Source organism: Streptomyces sp. NPDC030296, assembly GCF_055572815.1.
Map to the genome: position 1 here is coordinate 54,873 of NZ_JBVICQ010000017.1, position 12,359 is coordinate 67,231.

Genomic DNA, 12,359 nt, shown 5'->3' on the forward strand with positions numbered 1-12,359 from the left:
GTGACACTCGTGCGGACACCAGTTGGCCGGCGGTGGCGGAGTCGACGACGCTGGCGCGAGCCTTGGACACCAGTTGGCCGGTGCCTCCGGCCGGTGGCGGTGCGAGGGCCTGACATGACGACTCCACCCGACGACCGATCCTTCCGCCGAGAAATGGCCACCGCCTACCGATCCGGTTGGCACTTCATCGACCTGGCCACCGCCATCCCCCACAGCGGTGACTCGTTGATGGTGACCGTGTTCGGTGAGCCGGTGGTGGTGACACGGGACGAGGACGAGGACATCCGGGCGTACCGATGTCTGCGGCGACCGCGCGGCGCGCCGCAGCCCGTACGGTGCGCCGTCCGATACGGGATGATCTTCGTCAATCTCGACCAGCGCGACCACCAGCTCACCGAACCGGAGACCCCGGCCTCCTCGGCCGTATCAGCCACCCCCCGCAGTGCCTGAAGCGATTCCCCCGTCGTTTCAAATCGCTCAGGCGCTTCCCCCCAGCAGCGGCGTCACCGTGACCTGAACACGGTGACGCCGCTGCAGGTTTCCGGGGATATTTCGGGATTCCCGCCGATGTGACCGCACGGCCGCCGTGGCCGGAAATGATCAGCCGTGGCCGGGGCGGCGGTCAGCCCCGCCCGAGCGCCGCCGTCAGTTCGATCTCGATGACCACCCGGTCCGGGTTCGGCCCCGGCGTCCTGCCGTACCGCTCCGCGTACCGCCGCACCGCGTCCGCGATCCGCTCCGGCTCCGTGGACACCCGTGCGCGCCCCTCCAGCGTGGCCCAGCGCCCGCCGTCCACCTGGCACACCGCGACCGCGGCCCCGTCCGGGCCCGCCGCCAGGACGTGCCGCACCTTCCTGCTCGACTTGTTGGTGATCACCCGAGCCAGACCCGCCTCCGGGTCGTATGTCACCCCGACGGGCACCACGTGCGGTGTGCCGTCCGGGCGGAGGGTCGTCAGGGTGCACAGGTGCCGCTCCCGCCAGAAGGCGAGGTACGTCTCGTCCGGGGCACCCGGGTCCAGGGAATAGGAGGCCATGAACCGCAACCTATCGGCTCGTCTCCCACCCACCGCCTTGAGTGGAATAGACTCAACTTTGTGTACGTTGCTCAAGTCAGCGTGGATGAGGGCTGACACAAGGAGGAGAACGCGAACGTGGACGCCGAGCTGACCAACAGGAGCCGGGACGCGATCAACGCGGCCAGCAGCCGGGCCGTGTCCGAGGGGCACCCGGACTTCACCCCCGCCCATTTGCTGCTGGCTCTGCTCCAGGGCCAGGACAACGAGAACATCACCGACCTGCTCGCCGCCGTCGACGCCGACCAGGCGGCCGTCCGCGCCGGCGCGGAGAAGGCCCTCGCGGGCCTGCCCAGCGTGACCGGGTCCACCGTGTCGCCGCCCCAGCCCAACCGCGAGCTGCTCGCCGTGGTCGCCGACGCCCAGTCCCGGGCCAGGGACCTGGGCGACGAGTACGTCTCCACCGAGCACCTCCTGATCGGGATCGCCGCCAAGGGCGGCCAGGCCGGGGACGTACTCTCCCGGCAGGGTGCGAACGCCGAGAAGCTTCTGGAGGCGTTCCAGAAGGCCAGGGGAGGACGCCGGGTGACCACAGCCGATCCGGAGGGGCAGTACAAAGCGCTGGAGAAGTTCGGTACGGACTTCACCGCCGCCGCGCGGGAGGGCAAGCTCGACCCCGTCATCGGCCGGGACCAGGAGATCCGCCGGGTCGTCCAGGTCCTGTCCCGCCGTACGAAGAACAACCCGGTCCTCATCGGTGAGCCCGGCGTCGGCAAGACCGCCGTCGTCGAGGGCCTCGCCCAGCGGATCGTCAAGGGCGACGTGCCCGAGTCGCTGAAGGACAAGCGGCTCGTCGCGCTCGACCTCGGCGCGATGGTCGCCGGCGCGAAGTACCGCGGTGAGTTCGAGGAGCGGCTGAAGACCGTCCTCGCCGAGATCAAGGACTCCGACGGGCAGATCATCACCTTCATCGACGAGCTGCACACCGTCGTCGGCGCGGGCGCCGGTGGTGACTCCGCGATGGACGCCGGCAACATGCTGAAGCCGATGCTGGCCCGTGGTGAGCTGCGCATGGTCGGCGCCACCACCCTCGACGAGTACCGCGAGCGCATCGAGAAGGACCCGGCGCTGGAGCGCCGCTTCCAGCAGGTCCTCGTCTCCGAGCCCACCGTCGAGGACACCATCGCGATCCTGCGCGGACTCAAGGGCCGCTACGAGGCCCACCACAAGGTCCAGATCGCCGACGCGGCCCTGGTCGCCGCCGCCACCCTCTCCGACCGGTACATCACCTCCCGCTTCCTGCCCGACAAGGCCATCGACCTCGTCGACGAGTCCGCCTCCCGGCTGCGCATGGAGATCGACTCCTCGCCCGTCGAGATCGACGAGCTCCAGCGCGCCGTGGACCGGCTCAAGATGGAGGAGCTGGCGCTCGACAAGGAGACCGACGCCGCCTCCCGCGAGCGCCTCGAACGGCTCCGCCGCGACCTCGCCGACAAGGAGGAGGAGCTGCGCGGCCTGAACGCCCGCTGGGAGAAGGAGAAGCAGTCCCTCAACCGCGTCGGCGAGCTGAAGGAGAAGCTCGACGACCTGCGCGGCCAGGCGGAGCGCGCCCAACGCGACGGCGACTTCGACACCGCCTCCAAGCTCCTGTACGGCGAGATTCCCACCCTGGAGAAGGCCCTGGAGGCCGCCTCCGAGGCGGAGGAGGCGTTGACATCTTCCGCCTCCGGCGGGGGCGCCAAGGACACCATGGTCAAGGACGAGGTCGGCGCCGACGACATCGCCGACGTCGTCGCCTCCTGGACCGGCATCCCCGCCGGGCGCCTCCTGGAGGGCGAGACCCAGAAGCTGCTCCGTATGGAGGAGGAGCTGGGCCGCCGCCTCATCGGCCAGACCGAGGCCGTCCGCGCCGTGTCCGACGCCGTACGGCGCTCCCGGGCGGGCATCGCCGACCCGGACCGCCCGACCGGTTCGTTCCTCTTCCTCGGCCCGACCGGCGTCGGCAAGACCGAGCTGGCGAAGGCCCTCGCCGACTTCCTCTTCGACGACGAGCGGGCCATGGTCCGCATCGACATGTCGGAGTACAGCGAGAAGCACAGCGTGGCCCGCCTGGTCGGCGCCCCGCCCGGCTACGTCGGCTACGAGGAGGGCGGCCAGCTCACCGAGGCCGTGCGCCGCCGCCCGTACAGCGTGGTGCTGCTGGACGAGGTGGAGAAGGCCCACCCCGAGGTCTTCGACATCCTGCTCCAGGTGCTGGACGACGGCCGCCTCACCGACGGACAGGGCCGGACGGTCGACTTCCGCAACACCATCCTGATCCTCACCTCCAACCTGGGCAGCCAGTTCCTGGTCGACCCGGTCACCAGCGAGGCGGAGAAGAAGGAGCAGGTCCTGGAGGTGGTCCGGGCCTCGTTCAAGCCGGAGTTCCTCAACCGCCTCGACGACCTCGTGGTCTTCTCCGCCCTGAACAAGGCGGAGCTGGAGCGGATCGCGGGCCTCCAGATCGACCGCCTCGCCAAGCGGCTCGCCGAGCGCCGCCTCACCCTGGAGGTCACCCCGGCGGCTCTCGCGTGGCTCGCCGACGAGGGCAACGACCCGGCGTACGGCGCCCGCCCGCTGCGCCGCCTCGTGCAGACCGCGATCGGCGACCGCCTCGCCAAGGAGATCCTGGCCGGCGAGGTCAAGGACGGCGACACGGTCCGCGTCGACGCCTTCGGCGATGGGCTGATCGTGGGTCCGGCGACCGGAAAGACCCTGTAGTTCACGACTGCCCGATGAGGCAGGTTGCCGCGTGGGGGGCAAGGGAGAGAGGGTGGGTCGTGACGTCTGGTCTCAGCGACGGCCGGACGAGCCAGACGACAGTTGGAGTGTCCAAGTATGTCCATCGACCCGTCCTCGATTCCGAACTTCGGGGGCCAGCCCGAGCCGCAGCCCGGCCCCCCGCCGGGCCCCGTGGTGCCGGATCAGGACCTCGTGAAGCAGCTCCTCGACCAGATGGAGCTCAAGTACGTCGTCGACGACGAGGGTGACCTCGCGGCGCCGTGGGAGGAGTTCCGCACCTACTTCATGTTCCGGGGCGAGGGCGACCAGCAGGTCTTCTCGGTGCGCACGTTCTACGACCGTCCGCACCAGATCACCGAGAAGCAGGCCCTGCTGGAGACCATCGACGACTGGAACCGCCGCACCCTGTGGCCCAAGGTCTACAGCCACACCCACGACGACGGCACGGTCCGTCTCATCGGTGAGGCCCAGCTCCTGATCGGCACCGGCGTCAGCCTGGAGCACTTCGTCTCCTCGACCGTCAGCTGGGTCCGCGCCGCCATCGAGTTCGACAAGTGGCTCGTCGAACAGCTCGGCCTCGCCGAGGACATCGACGAGTCCGAGAAGCCCGAGAGCGACGACGAGTAGTCCTTCCCTCAGGGCCAGCGCATTCAGAGCGGCACCCGGTTGATCACCACCAGGTACGCCCCGTAGGCAGAGGAGAGCCCGGCCAGGGCGGTGACCACCACGGTGGCGTGCCAGGGCCGGGCTCTCGCCGTACGGGCGAGGGCGAGCGCCAGGGGGAGCGGCAGCGGGAACGCCGGCCGCGTACGCCGGGCGCCCCGGCCCCGTCGGCCGCCTCCCGGCGAGTGGGGTCGGCGGAGCGGGTGGGGCGAGTGGGTGGGCAGAGGTCACACGGGAACCATGTGTACCGCCACCCTGGCGGTTGGCCTCACACGCCGCCGGACGCGGTGATTCCGCCGTCGGTGGGCAGGGCGGGGCACGGTCCACCGGGCGGTCGAGAAAGGCGGTCCGGTGGCCTACGCCGTGCGGCACGACCGCATAGAACGCACCTGGCCGTCAGGGGACGGCGAAGGAAGGCGAGAGCGCGGTGGGTCACGTAAGGCGCCGCAGGCGCTTGGTGGCCTCGGCGAGGACATCGATGCGCTTGCAGAACGCGAACCGCACGAACGGCGCTCCCGCCTCGCGGTGGTCGTAGAAGACCGCGTTCGGGATGGCGACGACCCCGGCCCGCTCGGGCAGGGCCCGGCAGAACGCGAAGCCGTCGCTCTCGCCGAGGGGGCGGATGTCGGTGGTGATGAAGTACGTGCCCGCCGTCCGGAACACCTCGAACCCGGCGTCCGCGAGCCCCGCCGCCAGCACGTCCCGCTTGGCCCGCATGTCCGCGCGGAACGCGTCGAAGTAGGACTCCGGCAGCGCGAGGGCCTCGGCGACGGCGTACTGGAACGGCCCGGACGCCACATACGTCAGATACTGCTTCGCCGCGCGCACGGCCGACACCAGCGCGGGCGCCGCCGTCACCCAGCCCACCTTCCACCCGGTGAACGAGAACGTCTTGCCCGCCGACCCGATGGTGACCGTCCGGTCCCGCATTCCCGGGAAGGTCGCCAGCGGCAGGTGCTGGGCGTCGTCGAAGACGAGGTGCTCGTACACCTCGTCCGTCACCACCAGCAGATCCCGCTCGACGGCCAGCTCCGCGATCGCCGTCAGCTCCGCACGGGTGAGGACCGTGCCCGTCGGATTGTGCGGGGTGTTGATCAGCAGCAGCCGGGTCCGGTCGGTGACGGCGGCCCGCAGTTCGTCGAGGTCCAGCCGGAAACGTCCCTCGTGCGGCCGCAGCGTCACGGGGACCCGCCGCCCGCCCGCCATCGCGATACAGGCCGCGTACGAGTCGTAGTACGGCTCCAGGGCGACCACCTCGTCACCCGGCTCCAGCAGCCCCAGCAGGGCCGCCGCGATCGCCTCCGTGGCGCCCGCCGTGACCAGCACCTCCGTGTCCGGGTCGAACGTCAGCCCGTACCGCCGCAGCTGGTGCGCGGTGACCGCGGCACGCAGCTCCGGGACGCCGGGACCCGGCGGATACTGGTTGCCGAGCCCGTCCCGCAGCGCCCGTACGGCGGCCTCGCGGATCTCCTCGGGGCCGTCGGTGTCGGGGAAACCCTGACCCAGGTTGATCGAGCCCGTCCGCAGGGCGAGCGCGGACATCTCCGCGAAGATCGTCGTCCCGAACTCGGCGAGCCGCCGGTTGAGCGGGGGCCGGGCAGCGGTACCGGCGGGGTCTGCGGGGCGTGCGCTGGAGGTCATGGCCGTCATCCTCCGCCCAACCTCTGGAGTTCCTCAACTCTGCTTTGGGCTGTGAGAGGCGAGGGCATCCCCAGGTCACGCACGACCCGTGGGGGGTCTGCACGGGGGAACGAAAGGCTGGTGACGGCAGATGGAGATCGGGTTCTTCCTCGTCTTCGGGGCGGTCGTGCTGCTCGGCATCGTGTCGACGCTCAGCGAGGGCTCGCGCCGTCGGCGCCGCCGCAGCTGGTGGGCGGACGGAGGATCGTCCGGGGGCGGCTCGTCCTGCGGAGGGGGCTCCTCATGTGGCGGTGGGGGCTGCGGGGGCGGCGGCGGAGGCGGCGACTGACCGCGTACCTCTGGACTTGCTCAACTCCGCTTTGAACGCCCCCACGCGCGGGCATCCCAGCGTCACGCTGGACGACGGGACGCCCACGGGGGCCGTCTCGCGGAACAACGGGGAACACCGGGGGACAACGGAAAGGGGGACGGTGCCATGGAGATCGGCATCGTGGTGGGGATCGTCTGCATCGGACTGATCGTGGTCTTCGCCGTCATCGTCAGCTCCAGGAAGTCGGTACGGGCCGGTGCCTACCGCCGCAGCCGGGGCAGCTGGTGGACCGACGGCGGGAACTCCGGCGGCGGGGGCGGCGTGGGCTGCGGCGGCAGCTCCTCCTGTGGTGGGGGCTCCTCGTGCGGCGGCGGTGGCGGATGCGGCGGCGGCAGCTGAGCCGGGGGGCTCGGCGGCACCGCACGGGAACAGAGCGAGGCACCCACGGGGGGTTGCTTCGGGGGACTGAGAGAAAGAGAAGGGGGGTGGCGCCATGAACGCGATCGTGCTCGTGGCCATCATCCTGGGGGTCGTCTTCGTGGTGCTCACGACGGTCTTCGTGTCCGTCAGGAGAAGCAGCGCCCGCGCGCTGCGATCGGGCAGCCACCGTACGGGCGGTTACGGCGGCGGGAGCGCCCGCCGCGGCAGCAGCCACAGCGACACGCACCACGGCAGCGACCAGAGCTGGTGGGTGCTCGGCGGGGCCGCCGCCGTCGGCGACAGCGGCTCGTCCTCGTCGAGCGACGACAGGCACTCCTCGTCCGGGGGCGGTGGATCGTCCTGCGGCAGCAGCTCGTCGTCCTGCGGGAGCAGCTCGTCGTCGTGCGGCAGCAGCTCGTCGTGCGGGTCCTCCTGCGGAGGCGGGGGCGGATGCGGTGGGGGCAGCTGACACGGGGCAGCCGAGTTCCACGACACGAGCGCCCGCCGGGATCGAACTCCCGGCGGGCGCTCATGTGTCCGCCCCCAGCCCCACTGTCGTGCCTTTCGCTCCGCGGACCGCGTGCCCCAGGTGCACGCCTGGGTACGCCGGGAGGGGCCGGTTGGCCGGCGGGCGCTCCCCGTCGTTCGCGCGCCCGCCGGAACGGGCGCGCGAGTAGCACTTCCATAGCAGGGGCGCACGCCTGGTTGAACAGTTGAGCTGTACAGCCCTCGGAGGGATGGAAAGCACGTCAAGTTGGGTAAAAACGCTGTGGTGGCACCACAGTTCATGATTCCCTATAAATCGCCAGCGCAGCCCCCCGGACGTCCCTCCCGGCAGGCCTGTCCTGGCTGACCGGACCGCTGGGACGTCGTCCCCACCCCGACCTGGCTGACCGGGCCCACCTCCGGTGCCGAAGCGGGGTGCGCCGGACCACCCTTCTTCATCTTCTTTGCGTGCTAGCGGAGCCGACCCATGCTCACGACCCTGAACACGACCTACACCGACACCCGCGCGGCCGACCTGGCGTGGGCCCTGGGCCGCGAACCGCTGCCCGCGCTCGCCACGCTCGACCTCGAACTCGCGGGCGCGAAGCTTCAGTTGAGGCTTCTCGGCGCATCCCACCAGGTGCTCCTGGAGGAGGAGAGGGGCAGTCACTGTTCGGAGACGGTCGCCTGCATCCCGGGTTCCAGCACGCCCCTCCCGCTCGGGGTGGCCAAGAGGGTGGACGACTGGGAGTACGAATTCGCCGCTCGGGTCGAGGTGTTGTCGCCCGGCTCCTTCGCCGGCCGCGCCCAGGAACTCCTCGCGCTCGTCTCCGACCACCCCCACGGACTCGCCGGCGTCTTCCCCGGCAGCCCGCACGCCTTCACGGCGATGCTCGCGCAGCGCTACGAGGGGCAGGTGCACTGGCGTACGTGGCACGCGTATCCGCAGGACGGTCAACTGGTCGCCACTCGGACGAGGGTGGGGGTGCGGGTGTCGGTACCGCTGTGAGGGGCCGGGCGCGTCATGGCTCGGGGATGCGCTGTCTGTTCGGCGGGTGCGGGTGGGTTCGTGGTTGCTCGCGCAGTTCCCCGCGCCCCTGGAGGGACGGGCCCGCGGCCCGCCCGCCCCATGAAAAGCACGGGGCGCAGCCCGGTCGCTTTTCAGGGTCGCGGGGGACTGCGCGAACAACCCCCACCCACCCGCACCCGCCCACGTACCCCCGGCCCCGAGCCATTAGGCACCCGGCCCCGAGACCCACGCACCCGGCAGCCCACCGCAGACCACCCTTGTGGGTGACCCAGCCGCGCGCACACGTGACGGTAGCGTGCCAGGAGTGATCGAGCCGCACGCCCCCGCACACCTAGGCGCCCCACCCTCATGGCGCGACCGGGGAGGCCCCGGCGGCGGCCCCGGTGACGGCCACGACGAACACGAGGGCACCTCCGGCAGACAGGGCAGCACCCTCAGCGGACCCGGCCTCGGCGGTGGACCCGGCCTCCCCGGCGGAGCCGCCCGGCTCCCCGTCCGCCCCGGTGTCGGTCGCTTTCTCGTGCTCGCCGGTGTCTTCGTCTGCGCGGCCTGCGGACTCGTCTACGAACTCGAACTCGTCGCCCTCGCCTCGTACCTGATCGGCGACTCCGTCACCCAGGCCTCCGTCGTCCTCTCCGTCATGGTCTTCGCGATGGGCATCGGCTCCCTGGCCGCCAAACGCCTCCGCCCCCGCGCGGCCTTCGGATTCGGCGCCATCGAGGCCGCCCTCGCCCTCGTCGGCGGCTCCAGCGCCCTCGCGCTGTACGCCGCGTTCGCGTGGACCGGCGACTGGGGCGGCGTCTGGGCCTCCGGCTCCCGCTATCTCCTCGTCGCCTTCTCCCTGGCCATCGGCCTGCTCATCGGCGCCGAGGTCCCCCTCCTGATGGAGCTGATCCAGCGCATCCGCCGCCAGGACGCGGGCGGCGCGGTCGCCGACCTGTTCGCCGCGGACTACGTCGGCGCGCTGGTCGGCGGCCTCGCCTTCCCCTTCCTCCTGTTGCCCTGGCTCGGCCAGCTGACCGGCGCCCTGCTCACCGGCACGGTCAACGCCCTGGTCGGCGGCACCCTCGTCCTCGGCCTGTTCCGCCACGACCTGAGCCGCCGCGCCCGCTGGCTGCTGCTCGGCGCCAACGCCGCCGTCCTCGCCCTGCTCGCCTCGGCCGCCGTACATGTCGACGACTTCGAACGCGCCGCCCGACGCGCGGTGTACGGCAACGACGTCCGCGTCGCGGTGAAGACCGGTGTCCAGGAGATCGTCCTCACCGGCGGCGGCCACGGCCGGCCCCTCTCCCTCTTCCTCGACGGCCGTCTGCGCATCAGCGGCCGCGACGAGCACCGCTACCACCGGGCCCTCGTCCACCCCGCGATCGACGCGGGCCCGCACGCCCGCGTCCTCGTCCTGGGCGGCGGCAACGGCCTCGCCGCCCGCGAGGTCCTGCGCCACGACGGCGTACGGCGGGTGGACGTCGTCGAACTCGACCCGGGCGTGCTGCGCCTCGCCCGCACCGAGCCGGCGCTCTCCGCCCTCAACGGCCACGCCTACGACGACGCCCGCGTCCACGCCGTCACGGCCGACTCCTTCACCTGGCTCCGGCACACCCGCCCGGCCGTCCCGTACGACGTCGTGATCGCCGACCTCCCCGACCCCGGCATCACGGACAGCGCGAAGCTGTACTCGCAGGAGTTCTACGGCCTCGCCCGCGCGGTCCTCGCCGAGGACGGCCGGCTGGTCGTCCACGCGGGCCCCGTGGCGTCCCGCCGCGACGTCTTCTGGACGGTCGACGCCACCCTGCGCGCCGCCGGCCTGCGCACCACGCCCTACCGGGTGGCCGCCCGCGCCCCCGGTCTCGTCACCCGCCGCGACCGCACGGCCCACACGGACCGCGGCGCCCCACAGGACTGGGGGTTCGTCATCGCCACGCGCGGCACGGCGCGGGCGGGCCGCGCCGTGGACCTCGGCGGCACGGGCACCCGCCTCGGGGCCGCCGCCCGTGTCGAAGGGCTGCCGCCGTCGACGCTGATGCATCCGAGGTACGCCAACTGAACCGGGCGCGACCGGCCCCGGTGCCACGGGGGACGTCCGCCGGGGGCGGAACGCGAGCAATCACGCGTTTGTGCGGGTGCGGTGCGGCGACTCGTGGGTAGGCTCCCCTGCCATGGAGCATGAGGTGTTCGTTCCGGTTCATGTCGACCGCCTCCGGGAGGCGCTGTCCGACCCCGAGCGGGTGGCCCGAGCGGTCCCCGGGCTCCAGCACGACGCGGGCACCCCACCCGTCGCCGGCCGCCTCAAGGTGCGCGCCGCCGGCCACACCATCACCTATCGCGGCGCCCTGCGGGTGTCCGGCGCGGACGACGGCTCGTACGTGGTCGAGGGCGACGCCACGGAGGTCCGCGGCAGCGGCACCGTACGGCTCGCCCTGACCATCCGTCTCACCTCCACCCCCGAGGGCACGACGCTCCACTTCACCGGCACGGCCACCGCCGACGGCCGTATCACCGAACTCCCGGCCGACGCGGTCGCCACCGCCGGGAGCCGCCTCCTGACCCGCTTCGCGGAGAAGCTGGACAAGACGGCGAAGGCCGACGAGGACGGGCGCGTGGGCGGGGGCGAAAAGAAGCGGGGAGCCGGGAAGGCGAAACGGGGCGGGCAGCAGGGCCCGGCGGCGGACGCAGCGGACCAGGGTGGTCGGGGCCCGGAGGCGGAGGAAGCGACCGCCGCCGAGCCGACGGAGAAGGGAGCCGCTCCCGACGGCGCGGACGGTGGGGTGCCTGAGCCCGCGCCTGCCGAGGGACGCGGTGACGACCTCGACGACGCCGGGGACCGTGCGGACGCGGACGCCGCGGCCCCCGCGGAGGCCGACACCGGCGCCCGTACGGATGCTGAGGCCGAAGCCCCCGCAGACGCGGACACCGACGCCCCTGCGGATGACGGCGCCGGGGCCGATGAGGACGACGATGACGATGCCGGGTCCGGTGTCGGAGAGGTGCCGCCGGCCTCCGTGTTCGAGGCCGAGGTGCCGCCGCCCTCGCTGGATCCGTTCGCCGAGGACGACTTCGTGGCCGGGGGTGAGCCGCCGGCCGAGGCCGCGCACGCCCGGCGCACGATGATCGGCCGCAGCGCGGAAGAGGTCGACCACGCGCCACCGCGCGGCCGCTACGCCCCCGTCCCGGCCCCGGAGAGCGGCTCCGTCGGCACCGCCGCCCTCCGCTGGGCGGCCCCGGCGGCGGCCCTCGCCGTGGCCTCCGCCGTCATCGCGGCCCGGGCCCTGCGCCGACGCCGCTGAGGCGCCTCGGCCTACGCGCCCAGGCCGAGCAGGGCTATCTCCAGCGGGAGCACCGGGCGCTCGGGCAGGGCGGGCGGCTCCTCGCCGCGACCCGTGTGCGTGGGCGCAACCGGACGCAGTCCCTTGATGCCCCCGGCGGCCCATCCCGCGTCCGTCGGCGGCAGCGACAACGTCAGACGCCGCCCGTCCGCCAGTGTGGTCTCGAGCTTGGTCGTGTCGTCCGCCTGCATGGCAAACCGCCTCTCGTCGCATACCACGAACATCGAGCCTCACCGGGTAAGACGCCCACGTGAGGCCAGGAGTTCCTGGGCCCGAGCCGCCACGGCCCCGGACCGCCGAGGCCCCGTACTGCCGGAGTTCGGCCTGGGACCGCGAGGCCCCGTACTGCCGGAGCCTCGGAACGCCGAACCCCGTATCGCCGGAGGCCGTGCCTCCGCGGCCCAGCGCCGCCCGGATCCCACGGCCCCCGGGCCCCCGTGTCTCCGAGACCCTCGCTTCCTCAACCCCGTGCGTGCCGCGCCTCTTCCCTCCGCGGTCCCCGTTCTTGCACCCCCGTCTCTTCCGTGGCCTCGTCCTCTCACGCCCGCCGTTCACCCGGAACCTCCGTCTTCCGACGCCCCGTTGTCTCGCGGTCTCCGTCTTCCGACGCCCCGTTGTCTCGCGGTCTCCGTCTTCCGACGCCCCGTTGTCTCGCGGTCTCCGTCTTCCGACGCCCCGTTGTCTCGCGGT

At 72.4% G+C, this 12,359-nt stretch carries 12 protein-coding genes; 8 read left to right on the forward strand and 4 right to left on the reverse strand.

What is annotated here, in order from left to right; translation table 11 throughout:
• Window positions 1-114 precede the first annotated feature (114 nt).
• The gene (locus tag ACZ4Z3_RS36140; protein WP_055541192.1) at window positions 115-450 is read left to right on the forward strand and encodes a Rieske (2Fe-2S) protein; all 336 of its coding nucleotides are present in this window, start codon (window positions 115-117) and stop codon (window positions 448-450) included.
• 172 nt (window positions 451-622) lie between these two features.
• Here the strand turns inward: ACZ4Z3_RS36140 and ACZ4Z3_RS36145 are convergent, their stop codons facing one another.
• Window positions 623-1,036, reverse strand: a complete 414-nt coding sequence (locus ACZ4Z3_RS36145; RefSeq protein WP_468505019.1) for a pyridoxamine 5'-phosphate oxidase family protein — start codon at window positions 1,034-1,036, stop codon at window positions 623-625.
• Window positions 1,037-1,153: 117 nt separating this feature from the next.
• Between ACZ4Z3_RS36145 and clpB the strand changes: the two genes are divergently transcribed.
• Both clpB and ACZ4Z3_RS36155 read left to right on the forward strand, forming a co-directional pair.
• Window positions 1,154-3,775 (forward strand): ATP-dependent chaperone ClpB, encoded by a 2,622-nt coding sequence (gene clpB / locus ACZ4Z3_RS36150; protein WP_468505020.1) that lies wholly within the window; start codon window positions 1,154-1,156, stop codon window positions 3,773-3,775.
• A 117-nt stretch (window positions 3,776-3,892) separates the two neighbouring features.
• A complete protein-coding gene (locus tag ACZ4Z3_RS36155; protein WP_468505021.1) occupies window positions 3,893-4,423 on the forward strand; it encodes a YbjN domain-containing protein in 531 nt (176 codons plus the stop codon).
• 468 nt (window positions 4,424-4,891) lie between these two features.
• Here the strand turns inward: ACZ4Z3_RS36155 and ACZ4Z3_RS36160 are convergent, their stop codons facing one another.
• The gene (locus ACZ4Z3_RS36160; RefSeq protein ID WP_468505022.1) at window positions 4,892-6,109 is read right to left on the reverse strand and encodes a pyridoxal phosphate-dependent aminotransferase; all 1,218 of its coding nucleotides are present in this window, start codon (window positions 6,107-6,109) and stop codon (window positions 4,892-4,894) included.
• Between the two features lie 121 nt (window positions 6,110-6,230).
• Here ACZ4Z3_RS36160 and ACZ4Z3_RS36165 point away from each other — a divergent pair, with 121 nt between their 5' ends.
• On the forward strand, window positions 6,231-6,428 hold the full coding sequence (locus tag ACZ4Z3_RS36165) for a hypothetical protein (RefSeq protein ID WP_468505023.1): 198 nt from the start codon (window positions 6,231-6,233) through the stop codon (window positions 6,426-6,428).
• Between the two features lie 147 nt (window positions 6,429-6,575).
• Window positions 6,576-6,809, forward strand: coding sequence for a hypothetical protein (locus tag ACZ4Z3_RS36170; protein ID WP_468505024.1), 234 nt, complete (start codon window positions 6,576-6,578; stop codon window positions 6,807-6,809).
• Between the two features lie 219 nt (window positions 6,810-7,028).
• Here ACZ4Z3_RS36170 and ACZ4Z3_RS36175 read toward each other — a convergent pair whose 3' ends face one another.
• Window positions 7,029-7,325: a hypothetical protein gene (locus ACZ4Z3_RS36175; RefSeq protein WP_468505025.1), complete on the reverse strand. Its 297-nt coding sequence runs from the start codon at window positions 7,323-7,325 to the stop codon at window positions 7,029-7,031.
• 478 nt (window positions 7,326-7,803) lie between these two features.
• On the opposite strand from ACZ4Z3_RS36175, the gene ACZ4Z3_RS36180 reads away from it, so the two are divergent.
• The 3 genes from ACZ4Z3_RS36180 (at window position 7,804) to ACZ4Z3_RS36190 (ending at window position 11,630) form a co-directional block, all read left to right on the forward strand.
• On the forward strand, window positions 7,804-8,325 hold the full coding sequence (locus ACZ4Z3_RS36180; protein WP_359702161.1) for a DUF2617 family protein: 522 nt from the start codon (window positions 7,804-7,806) through the stop codon (window positions 8,323-8,325).
• A gap of 325 nt (window positions 8,326-8,650) precedes the next feature.
• Entirely contained in the window at window positions 8,651-10,390 is a 1,740-nt protein-coding gene (locus ACZ4Z3_RS36185) for a polyamine aminopropyltransferase (protein WP_468505026.1), read from the forward strand.
• Window positions 10,391-10,502: 112 nt separating this feature from the next.
• Window positions 10,503-11,630, forward strand: coding sequence for an SRPBCC family protein (locus ACZ4Z3_RS36190; RefSeq protein ID WP_468505027.1), 1,128 nt, complete (start codon window positions 10,503-10,505; stop codon window positions 11,628-11,630).
• An 11-nt stretch (window positions 11,631-11,641) separates the two neighbouring features.
• Here the strand turns inward: ACZ4Z3_RS36190 and ACZ4Z3_RS36195 are convergent, their stop codons facing one another.
• Window positions 11,642-11,860, reverse strand: coding sequence for a hypothetical protein (locus tag ACZ4Z3_RS36195; RefSeq protein ID WP_468505028.1), 219 nt, complete (start codon window positions 11,858-11,860; stop codon window positions 11,642-11,644).
• Window positions 11,861-12,359 lie beyond the last annotated feature (499 nt).

What these genes read in the sequence shown, in the direction of transcription:
- ACZ4Z3_RS36140 (WP_055541192.1), top strand. Translation starts at nt 115, where the DNA reads ATGACGACTCCACCCGACGACCGATCCTTCCGCCGAGAAATGGCCACC.
- ACZ4Z3_RS36160 (WP_468505022.1), bottom strand. Translation starts at nt 6,109, where the DNA reads ATGACGGCCATGACCTCCAGCGCACGCCCCGCAGACCCCGCCGGTACC.
- ACZ4Z3_RS36145 (WP_468505019.1), bottom strand. Translation starts at nt 1,036, where the DNA reads ATGGCCTCCTATTCCCTGGACCCGGGTGCCCCGGACGAGACGTACCTC.
- ACZ4Z3_RS36155 (WP_468505021.1), top strand. Translation starts at nt 3,893, where the DNA reads ATGTCCATCGACCCGTCCTCGATTCCGAACTTCGGGGGCCAGCCCGAG.
- ACZ4Z3_RS36170 (WP_468505024.1), top strand. Translation starts at nt 6,576, where the DNA reads ATGGAGATCGGCATCGTGGTGGGGATCGTCTGCATCGGACTGATCGTG.
- ACZ4Z3_RS36180 (WP_359702161.1), top strand. Translation starts at nt 7,804, where the DNA reads ATGCTCACGACCCTGAACACGACCTACACCGACACCCGCGCGGCCGAC.
- ACZ4Z3_RS36195 (WP_468505028.1), bottom strand. Translation starts at nt 11,860, where the DNA reads ATGCAGGCGGACGACACGACCAAGCTCGAGACCACACTGGCGGACGGG.
- ACZ4Z3_RS36190 (WP_468505027.1), top strand. Translation starts at nt 10,503, where the DNA reads ATGGAGCATGAGGTGTTCGTTCCGGTTCATGTCGACCGCCTCCGGGAG.
- ACZ4Z3_RS36165 (WP_468505023.1), top strand. Translation starts at nt 6,231, where the DNA reads ATGGAGATCGGGTTCTTCCTCGTCTTCGGGGCGGTCGTGCTGCTCGGC.